Raw genomic sequence first — 15,631 nt, 5'->3', positions numbered from 1 at the left:
AAATCGTATCAGAGTAATGAGTCAGTGGATCTGAATGAATACAAATGACCAAAAAGTCTGCTAGGACACGCGCTAGATCTATTGCATTATACTGTTTTATGAATACTCACATGATCAATATAGGAAGAGGCCATTCCAGAAAGCACGCTTGCATAGGTAACTAATCGGAAACTAACCCTATTACCGACTTCATAACTTTGATTACTATCTGTCACGTCAACAATCAAATGATCACTACTTGCTCCCTCTACAGTAATTCCTTCATCAATCGCTTTTAATCCGTTAATATCAATATCTTGTCTGCCAATTGCTAGAATGGCTCTCTTTCTAATTCCTTTATCAATTGGTGAAAGTGGTTTTCCGAAAGCATTCATGTAAGCTTTTTTACCTTGAGGTAATGAGGGCTTAGTCTGTAATTCAATGATCTCTGCTTGTAAGCGTATAACATCAGACTCCCAATTCTCCAAATAGTGACCGTGAGCAATTTCCGTTCCTAAAAAAATTGACTGATTCACTCTTAAATTAGTAACACCTATAGGAATGACTCCTCCATAGAGCATATGAAGGCTACTTGAATTTCCACCTGAAACCAGTGGTAACTCGATACCAAATGTTTGGCGTATAGTTGCTGCAAGACGAGTAATAAATCCGTAGTTTTCTTGCGTTGGGATAATCCCACCAAAGCACGTTAGATTAGTTCCAATTCCAACTAAATGAACACCTTTTAATTGTAAAATAGCACTGATTGTACGATAGATAATTTGCTCATCTTCAAACCAAATACCTTCTCGAAGATCTCCAACATCGATCATTAGAATTACATTATGGATTTTATCTTGCGACAGAGCAGCTTCTGATAACGCTTCAATCACTACGATTTCCGAGTTTAGGCTATAGTCAGCGTATTGAACAACTTCGTTCACTTCACTCATCTTAGGAGAACGAAGCAGCATTTTTTTTATATCAAGAAAGCTGATTTTTTTCAAGTTTTCCATTCGTGAGTCTGCTAAATAATCGACGCCTGCTTCAACAAGTGCCGTTGCGAAATCGATATTTCCACAAACCCCTTTGGTGATACCTGTTATTGTGATATTTTTGTCATTCGCTTTTTTCACTAACTCTCTTACATTGTGTTTGATTTTATTTATATCCATTTGTAATTGTGGTTTCATCGCGTTATTCTCCTTTCTATGACTTTTACTAGTCTTTCGAATTGAAGTGTTCTAGATGCTTTAAACAGTAGAATACAGGGTTCTTTCGTATAGTCGAGTATTGCATCAATTAAACGGGCTTCCTCTGTGAAAAGAATTGCTTTTCCTTGGGGGAAATTCTGTTTTGCGGAAGCAATTGTGTACCTTGTGAGTTCTCCATAACCATATACTGTATCAATTTTTTTATGTGACAAATACTCACCAACTTGTTTATGAAGTTTGATATCCTGATCTCCCATATCCAGCATATCACCCATAATAAATAATTTTCTATGACTGCTTGTTAAGGAGCCGAGTGTATCAAGAGCCGCTTGCACACTTTCAGGGTTTGACTTGTAGGTATCATTGATAATTGTAATGTTGCCAATTTTTTTCACTTCATTTCGCTGTTCGGTCAACTCGACCTCACTCAAACCAACTTGAATCAGTTCATTTGACATCTTTAAAATTTTTGCAATCATTATGGCAGGTAAGCAATTAATCGCTTGATGCTGTCCAATGAGTGGTAAATTAAATTCGAAGTGATTATCTGAAATTGTAAACAAAACCGAGGTTGAAGTTTGTCGACATGATGTAAGAAAAAGATCATTGCTCTCGTGTATTCCAAACGAATAGTGTTTATATTTATGCTTTTTTACTTTTGTGGTGACTAAAGGTAGGTCACCATTGAATAATAATAATCCATCCTTCTTAAGTCCTCTAACGATATTCACTTTTTCTTCTGCAATATTTTCCAGAGAACCTAATGAAATAAGATGTGCATTTCCTATATTGGATATAATAGCAATATCTGGTTGGACCATTTTACTTAGAAATGCGATGTCCCCCTTATGATCCATGCCCATTTCTACTACAACTATTTCTACATCTTCATACAGCTGTAAAAGAGTTAGTGGAACGCCAATTTCATTGTTGAAATTGCCCTGTGTTTTCTGCGTTCTAAAACTTGTACTTAAAATGCTATGAAGAATATCCTTCGTAGAGGTTTTTCCGTTACTTCCTGTAATGCCAATAAAGGTAGTTTGTTGCAATTGTTGTCTATATGAACCCGCTAATTGTTGCAATGCAGCTAATGTATCTTCTACAAAGATTAAAGGAATGTCTGTAGGAGGATTAGGCTCGTTTTTGTTCCAAAGTGATGCTACGGCTCCGTTGTCAATAGCACTTTTACTATAATGATGTCCATTGCTATTCGGACCAATTAGTGGGATAAACAGATTTCCTTTTGAAATAGCTCTAGAATCAATCGATACGCCATGAATAACAACATTATGACCTTTTAAGTAACTGTCATGTAGCATGTCCGTTACATTAGTTAATGCTCTTTTAATCATGCTTCTACCCTCCTAAATTGCAGGTCATTTTTCTTTTGATGTTGATTAAACCCTAACGTAATTAGCCGATCTAATAATCCTGAATACGACAGATTTTCCGTTCTCTCAAAAAGAATCGGGAACATGCTGTGTTTTGTGAATCCTGGTAATGTATTGACTTCATTTAAATAAATGGTTTGATCTTTTGTCACAAAGAAGTCAATCCTCATAAGTCCTGCGCCATCTAACGCTTTAAATGCTTCTTTCGCATAACTGCATAATTTTAGATAGGTATCATCTGGAATAATCGCTGGTATTTGCGGTGTTAAGTGGTCGTCCAGATATTTATCGTCATATTTGAAGAATTGCTGCTCTCTTTGCCATTCACCCGCAAGTGAACAACGAAGTGAATGGTTTCCTGTAATCCCAATAATGACTTCTTTACCAATGATTTCTTTTTCAATTAGAATTTTGTCATCATATATAAACGCGGTAGAAATGGCTTTCATTATTTCTGAATCGTCATGACAATAACTAATCCCAACACTCGATCCCATATTTGCAGGTTTAACATAACACGGAAATCCGATTACTGTGTTAATTACATTTACGTAAGTACTTGCATTTTCTTTAAAAGAATTGCGATTGTAGTACACATAAGGCGCTTGTGGAATGCTATGAGCTTCAAAAGCCTTCTTAGACATCACTTTGTCCATTCCAACTGATGAAGCCAAAACACCATTTCCGACGTAGGGGATATCTAACATTTCCAACAACCCTTGCAATTTTCCATCTTCTCCAAATGTTCCGTGCAAAATCGGGAATATGATGCTATTTTCATCGAAATCGCCCTTTAAAAATTTGCGAATCGACATTCGTAAATCGTCGTGTGTATCCATAATAAGTTGATGACTTTGTAAATTTTTTCGGCCAACTTTATGTGGCAGGCTCCATTTTCCTTCTTGAGAAATATAGATGGCGAGAACATCATACATATCTTTGTTTAATTCATTTATCACATTTAATGCAGAATCTAAAGAAACCTGATGTTCTGCGGACTTCCCTCCGTATAACACAAATACTTTTTTCTTCATTTCCTACCTCCGGCTACTACTGTATTTTTAATGATGTTCATTCCTCATTAATTAAGGGAAAATTTAGATCGCTACGATTATTGAAATCCATCGTTTTCCGTTGACACTCGGTATAGAAAGGGAGCCTCCAGATTCTCCTTCATCCGAAATGTAGGTTAAAAATTCTTGAATCCGAATGAAAATAGCTTATGTGTCTCAAGAAAACGGGCTTCATCACTTTTAGCTCCCATTACGACCGAAATGAGCCGTTTATCTCCTAGTTTTGCTGTTCCTGTAAAGCAATAGCCAGCAGCCTCCGTAAATCCTGTTTTTAATCCATCCACCTGTTCAAAATAGAGATCTTGATTTTCGGGAAATAGCATAGAATTTGAATTCCTTAAAACTGTACCATCGAATGCCAGTCTGTATTTAGTGAGTTTGGTTGTTTCTACTACTTCGGGAAAATCCAGTAATAATTGATAAGCTAGTTGTGCGACATCTTTAGCTGTCATTTGGTTTTCAGTGTGATCTGCATTAGGCAATCCGGTAGAATTTACAAAGTGAGTTTTATCGGACAAGCCCATTTCTCGTGCCTTGTCATTCATTAACCGTGCAAATTCTTCTTCTGTGCCAGCTATATGCTCTGCTAAAACTTTTGTAGCATTGTTTGCAGAAGATATGACCATCGCGCTATACAGGTCCCGAATTGTTAGAAAATCTCTAGGTTTGACATAGATTTTAGATGCTCTAGAATCGATGTTATTTGCGCTTTCAGTCATCTGTACTTGATCATCCCAATGGATAGTCCCGTCTTCAATCTGCTCCTGTACGAGATACTCTGTCATTATTTTTGACATACTTGCAATAGGAAACGCAATATCTGCATCCTGCTCTACTACTACATTTCCTGTGGATGCATCAATTAAGATTGCTGAGTTCCCCTTGATTATAGAGCTATTTTGTAAAGGTAAAGCGACCTTTAGTGATTGTTTAGCGAGCTTAAATGCTGGTTTAGTAAGGTCCTGAACATTTGGACTAAATATGTAAACCCCCAAACAGCCTCCTAGCAACACGATAAGAATAATTAATAATCGTGCTTTTGCTCTTAACTTTCGACCATTCATTTTCTTTCCTCCCCCTTTTTTCTTGTAGTATTTATCAACATAACCACATTGTAACGAGCAGAAATTAATAAAGAAGAAAGAAAAGCTAAAGAATTTCTAAAGATTTGCATAGGAGAATGGATTGAATGTGTTGTCTATAGTTATTTGCGTGGAACTATGTTTATAATGAAATGAGATTTCAGAATGAAGAGGCGGTGATAGCTTATGGGGGCAGTTATTTTAGTACTAGATGATGATAAAGATATTACGAATTTGCTACGAATTTATTTGGAAATGGAACATTACGAGGTTCATTTAGCTCATGATGGGGAAGAAGGTTTGAAAATACTGTCAAATATTCCGGCTGATTTGATTATTCTAGATGTCATGATGCCGAAAAAGGATGGAATTGTGGTTTGCCGTGAAATTCGTCAGGGTAATCAAACTGTTCCAATCTTAATGTTAAGTGCTAAAGCAGAGGATATGGACAAGATTTATGGTCTCGCGATGGGTGCTGATGATTACCTTGTTAAACCATTTAATCCTTTGGAGCTAATTGCACGAGTGAAGGCATTACTTCGGCGATCAGGTTTTTCACAAAGTACTTCGGGTATATCTCAAGAAGGATTACATGTAGGGCCTTTAGAAATAAATAAACAAAAACATACAGTCAGTATTGCCGGAATTCCATTAAGCCTGACAGCGATTGAATTTGATATTCTATGCTTACTTTGTAGCAAACCTGGACGGGTTTTTAGTTCTGAAGATATCTTCCAGCTGGTATGGAATGAGCAGGAAATCTATCAAAGCAAAACGGTTATGGTTCATATAAGCAATTTAAGGGCAAAACTTGATAAAGCATTAAATGGAGAAAAAATGATTGTGACTGTTTGGGGAGTTGGTTATAAAATTGACTATTAAAGCGTGGGTAATTGAGGTCAGGTCTGTCTCAAGGTGGAGGCTTTTCATGGGGGTCATACTAGCTACAATCCTGTCAGCAGCTTCTTTGAGTATACTAATTAATGCAGTTATAGGTTATGTTATCCAATCAACTGTCGGCAGTGGAATGGTAATGGAGTTCATTAATTTGATTGGTAAAAGAAGAGTTTTTAATGTCCTTGATTCCCCTTGGCCATTCTTCCTTAAACAGTTATGCTTTATATTGTTGGCAATGTTTTATTTCTTTCTATTTTATAAACATGAGAAAAGAAGAGTGTTTTTAAAAGATCTCAATCAACTTATTGCAGATACGAAAAAGTATGTAATCAACCCAGAAAAAAGAGTTATACCTGTCTATCGAGATAAAAATTTAGTGCGATTAACAGAAAGCATCAATATGATTATCAATAAGATGGATACAGTAATAGAGGAAGAACGCAGTGCTCAGAAAACAAAAAATGATCTTATTACCAATGTCTCTCACGACCTTCGCACGCCTTTAACATCTATACTTGGTTATTTGGCGCTTATTATAGAAGACAACTATAAAGATGAAGTAGAACTTAGGTATTATATCGATATTGCTTATGAGAAATCTACGAAACTGCATAGGTTGATTCAGGATTTATTTGAATATACGCGCGTACAAAATCATCAGCTTACAGTAGAGAAGGTACCACTTAATATAAAGGAAATGCTAGGTCAACTTGCCGAGCATTATCGAATACAGTTTGAGCAAATGCAGTTTGTTTGTAAAGAGACGTATAGTTCTGAAGCACTTATTATAGAAGCAGATGGAAATCTTTTAATACGGGTTTTTGAGAACTTGTTGTCGAATGCTTTAAAGTATGGAACAAAGAAAAAACAAATCGATATTTCTGCTTATGTGAAAGATGATGATATTGTAGTAGAAGTGACAAGTTACGGGGAGCCAATCCGAGCGATGGATCTACCTCATATTTTCGAAAGGTTTTATCAGGTCGATAAATCACGGGGCTTACATTCTGATAGTTCTGGATTGGGGCTTGCTATTGCCAAAAGTATAGTCGACATGCACGATGGGGAAATAAAAGTCATAAGTGAAGAGGAAAAAACAGTTTTTGCCGTTTACTTAAAATGGCTTAATGTATAGCTCCCTAAAAATCAAACCTTGTGTCGAGGGCGGAGGCTGGCATTGCTGAGGAATTAGCGAATATGTTGCCGAAAGCGAACCGGAAATAGTCCAGTGAAAATGTAGGTTTCCCCAAGTCCTTCTCCCAAGTGTTTTATGCAAGTAAATGGTTAATCAACAGACGTGACACAAGTTACTTTTAAAAGCCGATGGATCCTTTGTAGGATTAATCGGCTTTTTTTTTGTGCGTCTAGCATGGATAGAGTCTAAAGGAGACAAGTCCCGAGCGGTAGTAGCAGTCGGTTTACGTTATGAGGAACTTTGATTCATGGATTAGAAGAAACTCGATTTTGAGTAAAGTAGCTATTTAAATTACAAAAATAGTGTATTATGGCTATAAAAAGATGTGAAGGAGGAAATCCAATGGTTACCATTCAAGATGGGATTAGTCTAAAAGAAAATACTTTACTGAAAAATATATATAAAGTAAATAAAGTCATTTCGAGAAGTGAATTGTCGATTGTTTACATAGGAGAAAACATAAAGACGAAGGAAACTCAGGTCATTAAAGAATATTTTCCAAGAAAACTCGCTTTGCGCGATTTGGATCATCAAACTATTATTAGCCGATTGCCCTCAACCAAAAAGAAGTATGCAGATTGGATGCAGATTTTTCTAGATGAAGCCCTCGTCCTAAAAGAACTAACTCATGGAAATATTGTACAATACCACGATCACTTCGAAGAAAATGGCTCGGCTTATATTATAATGGCGTACTGTGAAGGTAAGCTTCTTGATCAATATATTAAAGAAAACCAATGGGATTATAGTTCCGATTTTTTTTATAAAACCTTGATTCCTTTAATAGAAGCCGTCGGTTATATTCACAAAAAGGGTATTATTCATCGGGATATAAAACCCAGTAATATCATGATAGATAACGAAGGGAACCCTCGGATTCTTGATTTTGGTTCAGCCGTTTATTATAAAAAAGTTGAGGGCCATACGATATTTACTACTTCTGGCTATTCACCATTGGAGCTTTATTCTGCGAGTTCAAAACAAGGGGTATCCTCTGATATCTATAGCTTGGCGGCTACTTTTTACTATTCACTTAGTGGTGTCGCTCCATTAGATATATCGAAACGAATAATAGAGGACAGGATGGAAAGTGTAAGAAAACATAACCCGAAAGTAAGTCCTATAATGTCCGGCATCATTATGTGGGGCCTTGCGATACAACCTAGTAAGAGATGCTTTTCACTACACTTTTTCACAATCTCTATTTTACTAGAATCCGTTATAATAAAAATGGAAAAATGGATGAAAAGATTAAATCGGAATAGTAAATAGCAATACTTTGTCTTTCAAAATTAAAAGAATAGAAATAACTACCACTGAAAAAATATACTGTACAAATTGACGAACACTAGTTTTAAAGGTTCAGAAAAGTAATTATGTTTAGTATTATTTTTAAATTTATAATCCTAAAAGACTGTTTATCTAATAAAGACTGTTTATCTAATTGTGATAACCCGACTAAAATCCTAAAATGGTGATTTTTCCCGGAAATAGATTGACAGGAAATTATAAGTAAATTAATGTATGAGTTGTAGGGTTTATTACATGAATATTAGCTTTTCATTTATTTCCATATTTATTCAAAATAGTTATAAAAGGGAGGGGTGGCTGTAGGATACTATAAGTCTAAAGGTTTATAGTATTTGACTGCCGAACTTGTGGATATTATTAGTCAAACAAACAGAACGATGCTCTTTGAAGAAATCAATCCAGAAAAACTAGATATCCTTACGCTTGTTGGTGATGTTAAAGGGATTGACAGTCTTAGTGATGAGAAGATTAAGGAGATTAATGAACATCTTCTCGTAAAAAGTTTTGATGAATTTTTAGACAAATTTTCTCCGACAGTATATTCCTTTTACAATGCTGCAAATCAAAAAGTGATGTATACATTGAAAAAACCAGAAGGAATCCAAGAGGACTGTATTTCTGAAATTCCTGTCGATCAAAATAATGATTTTTTAAAAATGCTGTTTACTTTAATTGATACGAAGAGAAGTCAAGGCACAACAAATGTGGACTTTAAGTTTGAAAATCTTTTGGATATGATATCTCCAAAGAAAGTTATGGATGATATTCGCCAGGTTAGAAAAGAAATCCACTATTTATATGGCGAGTATGATCAGTTAGATGAAGGGGACCCAAAAAAGCTTGATACGGGGGATAAGCTTAATACGATGTTCGAAGTGGCAAGCAGAAACTACAACAATGTAATGGCAATGCTGCCATTGGCCATTGAAGATATTAAGACAAGGCTTCTCCTAGGAAGTAACCAGGAATCAAATGAATCAGAAAAAATTCAAATTGGTATGCTTACCATTGGAGAAGTTGGTGAATTGAAAATTGTCGAGGCGCCTCAAAATAGCAATACCGAACTTATGGTTATAGATGAGAATAATAACCATGAACTAAGCACTGTTTTTGAAGAAGATTACGAATCTATTACGGAATCCCCTTCTGCTTATGTGAAGAACCTTGTGATCAGAACCTTTTCGCCTTTACCAACAGTGAAAACTGATATTGATATTAAAACAGAAGTACAGAATTACAATACATACTTAGAATTCTATAAGGATGCAAAAGATGAATTTGTAAAAACAGTAAAACCGCTAGTTGAAAAGCTGTTAGGTGTAAAAATGTTTTTTGACCAATATGCTACAAAAAACAAAGGAATGCAACCGTCTCTTCTTGTCACGAATACGAAGCTAGATATGTTGGTCAAAAGTAATAACATACCGAAGTTAAGCACGTATCTAAATACTGTAAACTCGAAAAATGATTTTACAGACACTGTTTGGTTTGGTATTGTTCCTTCTTTAGAATTGGAGTCTGTTGGTAAATTAAAAGTGAGCAGAGAACGTTTTAAAGGGAATGAAAAGATTTCTAAGCAGGATGGAAACACTATGGAGTCTCTGTCAATGTTACTTGATACCGTGAAAGACTATAAAATACAATTGTTTTTTAGCTTTATGACTGAAGAAGAAACAACATTTAACGGTATCGCTACAGCAGGGATAGACCGTTTCATTGATAAATGTTCGGTCCTACTAAGAAAAGAATTTAGCGAGTTTGCAATTCCTTGTATCCCGAATTTCACGATTATTCCAAAAGATAAGTCAGGTGTTGTCATTGACACGAGAATGCTGAGTACAGAAAATGGAGCACGACTTTCCAAGGAAAAAGAGGATATCTTAAAGCTATGGATTGAAGGGGTATATGTAGGTGCTAGTTACGTAGCGGCGGGTATTGTTGCCGCTTATCAATGCCCAGAGTACTTGAAGGAATCATTTCGGAGTGTTAAAAGGGATTATCCTGGGGTGCGTTTTGACATAGAGGCTGGGGATAACTCGCTTAGAGCTGTAACAACAATGGCTAAAGAAATATCTGGTTTTACAAATAATATTAAAGATGCAATAAATAGAAGAAATTTCGGTTTTGTCTTTTCCTCAGAAAATGCTCAATTACAGGATACAGACATTAAGCGAATCACAGTCTATAAAGCGAGAAGCTTAGCGATGGAGGAAGATGGGTTTGATTCTATCTACAAAACGCAGGTAAGTACGTATATAGAAAGGATCCTGAGATTTCAATCTGGTGATTTTAAATATGACAATATTGTTAAGTTCTTCAGTAACAACCCAAGTAGTCAAAAAAGTAAGTGGCTTAACGAAAAAGGTTTTATCAATTCTATTATTCAAGATGGTGACGACATTGGCTACATCGTCGATGAGAAGAGTAGCTTATGTCAAATAGACCTTGTTTTCAATGGAAATGTAAAAAATCTTGAGGTTATGATAACCAAGGGAACGAGTGCAATAAAAGCATAAAAATGCTTATAACTAACCATTACGAAATGGCATGAGTGAGCCATATTAATAAAAAGTATTTTACAAGGGTATGTTAAAGATTCGTTTTAACAACGAATCTTTTAATATAAATCTGGAAAACGTAAAAGTTTTCTGGAACACAATATGAATTTTCTAGGAGGCTATTTGTATGGGATTTGAATTGAAAGTAGAAGGATCAGAAACAATCGAACTAGGATTGGAAAGTATTATTGCTGTGGAGTATGAAACCGATACACCAAATGATTCCAATGCTAGATCAACAGATGTAGGAGCTACCCTGAAAATAAGAGGGAAAATACTTACCGCAACAGATGGAGATAATTCTGATGACACGATGAAGTTGGGATTGTGGTCGTTAGTACCGGCCGAAAAGTCTGACTGCTACCGAAAAGTAACGTTAGAGGTCATCTCTGCTGAACAAGTTGTAAGGAAAATTCATTTTCCAAATGCATTCGTTGTCGATTATACCGAAAAGTTTGGTGACACTGAAGGAATTGGAGAATTTCATCTTTTTCTTAAACAGAAAAAAGACAAAACAGATTTAGCAAAAATTGAGGGCGGCTACTCAGTCTAATAACATGATGTGTTTTTTGTAGTTTAAACCATATAAGGGACTTTAAAGTCCCTTATATGATATTGAGTAAAGCTAAATAATAGGGATGAAAAAACAATGAAAAATTACTATAAAATATTGGGAGTAGATAGGAATGCCTCTCAACAAGAAATAAAAAATGCATTCAGGAATTTATCAAAAAAGCATCATCCAGATGTAAATGACGGAAGTAAGGCATCAGAAACAATTTTTATAGAAGTACAAGAAGCCTATAACATGTTGAAAGACACTTCTTCAAGGCAGACCTATGATTCTCAAATGAAAGAGGCAAGGTATAGTCAAGCCGACTCAGGTGGTAGTTTTACTCAACAGAAGGAACAGACTAAAGTAAAAAAACAAGAGTTTAATATGAGTGATTTAGAAGAAAACTTTGAACACTTTTTTGGTTTCAATCCTAAGACAAAAGAAATGTCGACTACTAAAAAGAATTCCGAAAAGAAGAATCCTATTGATACAACAGACCTATTTGAAAAATTCTTTAAAAGGTAAGGAGAAAAATTACGAATCTACTACCTTGAGCCGTAGTTTTTTTAGTATCTTATTAGTTATAATTACTATCTTTTTTTGAGTACTTGTTTTGGATATTATCAGACGTAAGGAGATGAGATCATGTCTGAAACAAACAAGTTTTTTGATAATAATTCACATGAGATGAAGGGAAATAACAATAATCAAATTAGTATAGAAGTTATTGATACGCTAATCATTATGATTGGATTATTAGCACTGATGTACGTATTTTTCATTAATGAAATTATTCTATTGAGAGTCTTAGTTGGATTACTTTTAGGTGTAGTAGCGATAAATTATGCATTAATAAAATATGAGTTTAAAGGTTCGGTTAAGGAGGATATTGGCTCGGAAATTATGAAGTTAATCCTTATAAAAGAAGACGGAGAAAAAATAAAGGAATGGTTAGTACAAGGAGAAACCTCTCTACTTGTGGGAAAAGGCTCAAGTGATAGAGAGGTTGATATAGATTTGTCTGATACTGAGTATGAGTCACTAATTAATAATGAACATGCTGTATTAAATTGTGTATCAGGTGTATGGTACATTGAAGATATTGACTCTATTAATGGAACAGGTGTGAAAAAATCGGAAAGACGTGTTAAAAGTAAATTAAGACATGAAAGCCCTTATAGAATAAATACAGGAGATATCCTATACATAGCGAATACACGAATATTAGTAAAATAAAAATACCCTTGATTCGAAACATAAACGGAGGAATGAAGAAAATGAGTTTGACTAGATGTGCAAACGGCCACATGTTTAGTTCGAGAAGGCATGGGAATGTTTGTCCTTATTGTAATGTTATTGTTGAACAAGTTTCAAAGTCAAGCAGTCAACCAATCATGGGAGTCGAAGAAGATGATAAAACGATGCCATACTTTGGAGAAGTTGAAGGGATTGACCCTGTCACGGGTTGGTTAGTTTGTATAGAGGGTTCACAAATGGGTCGCGACTACAGAATCTTATCTGAGAAAAATTTTATTGGAAGAGCAGAGGAAATGCATATTCGAATTATCGGTGACAATACCATTTCCAAACGAAACCACGCTGTCATTGTCTATGATCATAAAAAAAGGAATTTTTTCCTATTACCTGGAGATGCGTCAGGGTTAGCCTATCTTAATAATGAGGCAGTCTATACTCCGACTGAATTAGCAGCATACGATATTATTCAGTTGGGTAGAAGCAAGTTTCTCTTTATTCCTTTATGTGGTGTTCACTTTGAATGGGAAAACAACCAGAGCGAGGAATGATGAGGAGATGAATGAACAAGGATTGGTACCATACATAATTGTACTCGGATTTATACTTGCACTTTTAATGTTAGTCTATGTTAGGAGAATCCTGACTAATAGTGAGGGAAAGGTAACTATTGAGATAGGAAATGGACAGACCATAGGAAGACGAAAAGAGCAGGACGATTACTTCTCTACAGCTTCTAGTACAAATGGAACGATTGCGGTTTTAGCTGATGGTATTAGTGGATTAACAAATGGAAGAATGGCAAGCACGGTTGTTGTCACTACATTTATACGTGCGTTTTTACAAGTAGATAAATTAGATAATATAGAATCTTTTTTTAGAAAAACCGCATTACTAAGTAATAATACTATTATTCAAAATCTCAAAGGTTCCAGCGGTGGAACAACATTAGTTGCCATTATCATTGATGAACGAGGGTATCTTCATTGGGGAGCTGTGGGGGATAGCATAATTACTATCTTTAGGAAAGGAGAGTTTATTGCTGTCAATCAAAAGCATATTTTTGAATCCGTACTTAAGGAACGCTATTTAGCGGGAGAAATCAGTAAAGTAGAAGTCCAAGAAAACCCGATGAAAAAAAGATTGATAAATTATGTAGGGTATGAGGGATTTAAAAATATGGAGATTGGAAGAGAACCAATCAAGTTGAACAAAGGGGATAAGGTTTGTTTGTATAGTGATGGTGTCTATAACAGTATAACTGAAGTAGAAATGGAAAAAATTCTCTCTCGTAATTTACCTCCTTACGATATAGCTCAACAAATTATTGATGTTGTTGAAAGAAAACGTCTGAAGAATCAAGACAATGCAACCATTGTGATTCTTAAGAGAAATAGTGTGTAGGCCTAAGGTGTAGATTAAATGTTGTGTTAAGGAGCAAGGAGGATAGTAATGAGGAAGGATAATAGTGAGTTCAAAACAAGCTTTTCATCCGAAGCAGGTTCTTTTATTCAGAATAAAGATTACTTTGCTTATATGGAGCTTGATGATGTAGCCTGCTGGGTTGTCGTTAAAGGATTAGACTCAGATCAAGAAGTCAAAAGTGCTGAGTTAGCTGTAAAGGGTATATTAGAAAAATTTATAGAAAAGCCGTCCATGTCAAGATTGAGAATTAAGAAATATATAAAAAATGCCCAAGAGATATTACAAGTACAAAGTTTAAGGGTAAGGTTAAAAGCAAGTATCGTAATGGTTGTATCAGATTATTCTAGAATGATTTGTGCTGTTGCGGGCAACTCTAGATTTTATCAATTTAGAAATGGAAGGCTATTTTATAAAAGCAATGACCAAAGTCTGGCACAGGGATTAGCAGATAAATTTGGTTTTTCCGTGGATATAAATCGCCATGAGGAGAGAAATAACCTCTTTAATTATCTTGGGAAACCAAACGATTTTCAACCCTTTGTCTCAAAGAAGTTAAAGCTTATGGATGGTGACGTGCTATTACTTTGTACCTCTGGAATATGGGAAGAAGTAAGTGAAATTGAAATGGCGGATGCTTTAGAGGGGATAAAAGAATCAGAGCAATATACGGATATATTAGAAGAGGTTCTCTTAAGTAGGCAAAAAAGAATTATAAATAACTACACGATGGTTTCTATTTTTGCTGATAAGATCTATCAAGAAAATAAGAAGAAAAAATTGAAGTATATCAAAATAATTGCAGTTTCCTTGTTCTTAGTCTTATTGATAGGTGGAAGTACTATTTATTACAAAGTTAAAGAAGCTAAAAAGATAGCTGAAGTTACTGCTGAAATGTTTGACCATGAGAAAACAGGAAATCTCTATTTTCAAGATGGAAACTATGAAGGTGCCTTAAAGGAATATAGTGAAGGCAGAAATGCAGCCAAAAAGGCGAAAAATCCAATACATAGAAATTTGCTAGCGAAAAAATTGAGAATAAGCCAGTTGATTATCGACGGGGATAAAGAAGCTAAAGAAGAAAACTTTTCTGAGTCTGTGAGTAAATATGAGAAAGCTAAAGGGGAAGGAAAACTAATTCGAGATTTTGGTACAGAGGTAATCGAACAAAGGATTACGAATATGGATGCGGTTGTTCAAATCGGAGAATCTGTCAAAGAAGGGGACTTTCGTTTTGAAGCAGAGGATTATAATGGAGCGCTTAGTATCTATAAAAAAGCTCGAAAGAAGGCTCTTGATATATCTTATAGCGGGGAAAGTAATATAAAACTTAAAATGGAAGAAGCCGAAGAAAAAATAGCCGAATTAAAGAAAGAGCAGCAGGAATTGAAAGCGGAAATTTTAGAGAAAAATGGGGATCGAAGTTATGATAGACAGGATTTCGCTAAGGCAATTGATTCCTATACACTTGCACAGGAAATCTTTCAGGAGACAGATTTACTTGCAAAGGTTTTAAGTATTGAACGTAAGATAATGAATGCAAAGGACAAGTTAAACCCACCACCTCGTATAGAACCTGTCGCACCGCCTATTGCACCAGTTATTGCACCGGATACTACACCGACTTTCGCGCCGGCTACTGAACCGGTGGAAGAAAATCAGCTTTCAGATGATGGAACGTAGGGGGAGGTATCACAAC

At 35.4% G+C, this 15,631-nt stretch carries 14 protein-coding genes; 10 read left to right on the top strand and 4 right to left on the bottom strand.

What is annotated here, in order from left to right:
• Positions 1 to 86: 86 nt before the first annotated feature.
• The 4 genes from H4683_RS15030 to H4683_RS15015 form a co-directional block, all read right to left on the bottom strand.
• Positions 87 to 1,172 (bottom strand): alanine/ornithine racemase family PLP-dependent enzyme, encoded by a 1,086-nt coding sequence (locus tag H4683_RS15030; RefSeq protein ID WP_192599648.1) that lies wholly within the window; start codon positions 1,170 to 1,172, stop codon positions 87 to 89.
• Positions 1,169 to 2,545, bottom strand: coding sequence for a UDP-N-acetylmuramoyl-tripeptide--D-alanyl-D-alanine ligase (locus tag H4683_RS15025; protein WP_192599647.1), 1,377 nt, complete (start codon positions 2,543 to 2,545; stop codon positions 1,169 to 1,171). Before H4683_RS15025 ends, H4683_RS15030 begins: the two co-directional genes overlap by 4 nt.
• On the bottom strand, positions 2,542 to 3,618 hold the full coding sequence (locus tag H4683_RS15020; protein ID WP_192599646.1) for a D-alanine--D-alanine ligase family protein: 1,077 nt from the start codon (positions 3,616 to 3,618) through the stop codon (positions 2,542 to 2,544). The genes H4683_RS15025 and H4683_RS15020 overlap by 4 nt, the downstream gene beginning before the upstream one ends.
• Before the next feature lie 155 nt (positions 3,619 to 3,773).
• Positions 3,774 to 4,721 (bottom strand): D-alanyl-D-alanine carboxypeptidase family protein, encoded by a 948-nt coding sequence (locus H4683_RS15015; protein WP_192599645.1) that lies wholly within the window; start codon positions 4,719 to 4,721, stop codon positions 3,774 to 3,776.
• A 204-nt stretch (positions 4,722 to 4,925) separates the two neighbouring features.
• Between H4683_RS15015 and H4683_RS15010 the strand changes: the two genes are divergently transcribed.
• The 10 genes from H4683_RS15010 (at position 4,926) to H4683_RS14965 (ending at position 15,615) form a co-directional block, all read left to right on the top strand.
• Positions 4,926 to 5,621, top strand: a complete 696-nt coding sequence (locus tag H4683_RS15010) for a response regulator transcription factor (RefSeq protein WP_192599644.1) — start codon at positions 4,926 to 4,928, stop codon at positions 5,619 to 5,621.
• Positions 5,622 to 5,667: 46 nt separating this feature from the next.
• Positions 5,668 to 6,771, top strand: a complete 1,104-nt coding sequence (locus H4683_RS15005) for a sensor histidine kinase (RefSeq protein WP_192599643.1) — start codon at positions 5,668 to 5,670, stop codon at positions 6,769 to 6,771.
• A gap of 402 nt (positions 6,772 to 7,173) precedes the next feature.
• Entirely contained in the window at positions 7,174 to 8,103 is a 930-nt protein-coding gene (locus tag H4683_RS15000) for a serine/threonine protein kinase (protein ID WP_192599642.1), read from the top strand.
• 386 nt (positions 8,104 to 8,489) lie between these two features.
• Positions 8,490 to 10,658, top strand: coding sequence for a transcriptional regulator (locus H4683_RS14995; RefSeq protein WP_192599683.1), 2,169 nt, complete (start codon positions 8,490 to 8,492; stop codon positions 10,656 to 10,658).
• 169 nt (positions 10,659 to 10,827) lie between these two features.
• Entirely contained in the window at positions 10,828 to 11,253 is a 426-nt protein-coding gene (locus H4683_RS14990) for a membrane-associated protease 1 (RefSeq protein ID WP_192599641.1), read from the top strand.
• A gap of 96 nt (positions 11,254 to 11,349) precedes the next feature.
• Positions 11,350 to 11,781, top strand: a complete 432-nt coding sequence (locus tag H4683_RS14985; protein WP_192599640.1) for a DnaJ domain-containing protein — start codon at positions 11,350 to 11,352, stop codon at positions 11,779 to 11,781.
• Positions 11,782 to 11,901: 120 nt separating this feature from the next.
• Complete coding sequence (locus H4683_RS14980) at positions 11,902 to 12,492, top strand: FHA domain-containing protein (protein ID WP_225942118.1); 591 nt, start codon at positions 11,902 to 11,904, stop codon at positions 12,490 to 12,492.
• A gap of 41 nt (positions 12,493 to 12,533) precedes the next feature.
• On the top strand, positions 12,534 to 13,061 hold the full coding sequence (locus H4683_RS14975) for an FHA domain-containing protein (protein WP_192599681.1): 528 nt from the start codon (positions 12,534 to 12,536) through the stop codon (positions 13,059 to 13,061).
• 7 nt (positions 13,062 to 13,068) lie between these two features.
• A complete protein-coding gene (locus H4683_RS14970) occupies positions 13,069 to 13,914 on the top strand; it encodes a PP2C family protein-serine/threonine phosphatase (protein WP_192599639.1) in 846 nt (281 codons plus the stop codon).
• A gap of 48 nt (positions 13,915 to 13,962) precedes the next feature.
• Positions 13,963 to 15,615, top strand: coding sequence for a PP2C family protein-serine/threonine phosphatase (locus tag H4683_RS14965; protein ID WP_192599638.1), 1,653 nt, complete (start codon positions 13,963 to 13,965; stop codon positions 15,613 to 15,615).
• Positions 15,616 to 15,631: the final 16 nt, after the last annotated feature.

The sequence above is a fragment of the Sporosarcina limicola genome (genome assembly GCF_014873855.1).
GTDB classification, from domain to species: domain Bacteria; phylum Bacillota; class Bacilli; order Bacillales_A; family Planococcaceae; genus Sporosarcina; species Sporosarcina limicola.
The sequence above is the reverse complement of the archived record's forward strand: the minus strand, read 5'-3'. Positions and strand labels throughout refer to the sequence as shown.

Bases quoted from the DNA above. Each gene is read 5' to 3' on its own strand.
- H4683_RS14965 (WP_192599638.1), top strand. From the start codon at position 13,963: ATGAGGAAGGATAATAGTGAGTTCAAAACAAGCTTTTCATCCGAAGCA.
- H4683_RS15030 (WP_192599648.1), bottom strand. From the start codon at position 1,172: ATGAAACCACAATTACAAATGGATATAAATAAAATCAAACACAATGTA.
- H4683_RS15025 (WP_192599647.1), bottom strand. From the start codon at position 2,545: ATGATTAAAAGAGCATTAACTAATGTAACGGACATGCTACATGACAGT.
- H4683_RS14990 (WP_192599641.1), top strand. From the start codon at position 10,828: ATGGGATTTGAATTGAAAGTAGAAGGATCAGAAACAATCGAACTAGGA.
- H4683_RS14970 (WP_192599639.1), top strand. From the start codon at position 13,069: ATGAATGAACAAGGATTGGTACCATACATAATTGTACTCGGATTTATA.
- H4683_RS15010 (WP_192599644.1), top strand. From the start codon at position 4,926: ATGGGGGCAGTTATTTTAGTACTAGATGATGATAAAGATATTACGAAT.
- H4683_RS15020 (WP_192599646.1), bottom strand. From the start codon at position 3,618: ATGAAGAAAAAAGTATTTGTGTTATACGGAGGGAAGTCCGCAGAACAT.
- H4683_RS14985 (WP_192599640.1), top strand. From the start codon at position 11,350: ATGAAAAATTACTATAAAATATTGGGAGTAGATAGGAATGCCTCTCAA.
- H4683_RS15000 (WP_192599642.1), top strand. From the start codon at position 7,174: ATGGTTACCATTCAAGATGGGATTAGTCTAAAAGAAAATACTTTACTG.
- H4683_RS14975 (WP_192599681.1), top strand. From the start codon at position 12,534: ATGAGTTTGACTAGATGTGCAAACGGCCACATGTTTAGTTCGAGAAGG.
- H4683_RS15015 (WP_192599645.1), bottom strand. From the start codon at position 4,721: ATGAATGGTCGAAAGTTAAGAGCAAAAGCACGATTATTAATTATTCTT.
- H4683_RS14980 (WP_225942118.1), top strand. From the start codon at position 11,902: ATGTCTGAAACAAACAAGTTTTTTGATAATAATTCACATGAGATGAAG.
- H4683_RS15005 (WP_192599643.1), top strand. From the start codon at position 5,668: ATGGGGGTCATACTAGCTACAATCCTGTCAGCAGCTTCTTTGAGTATA.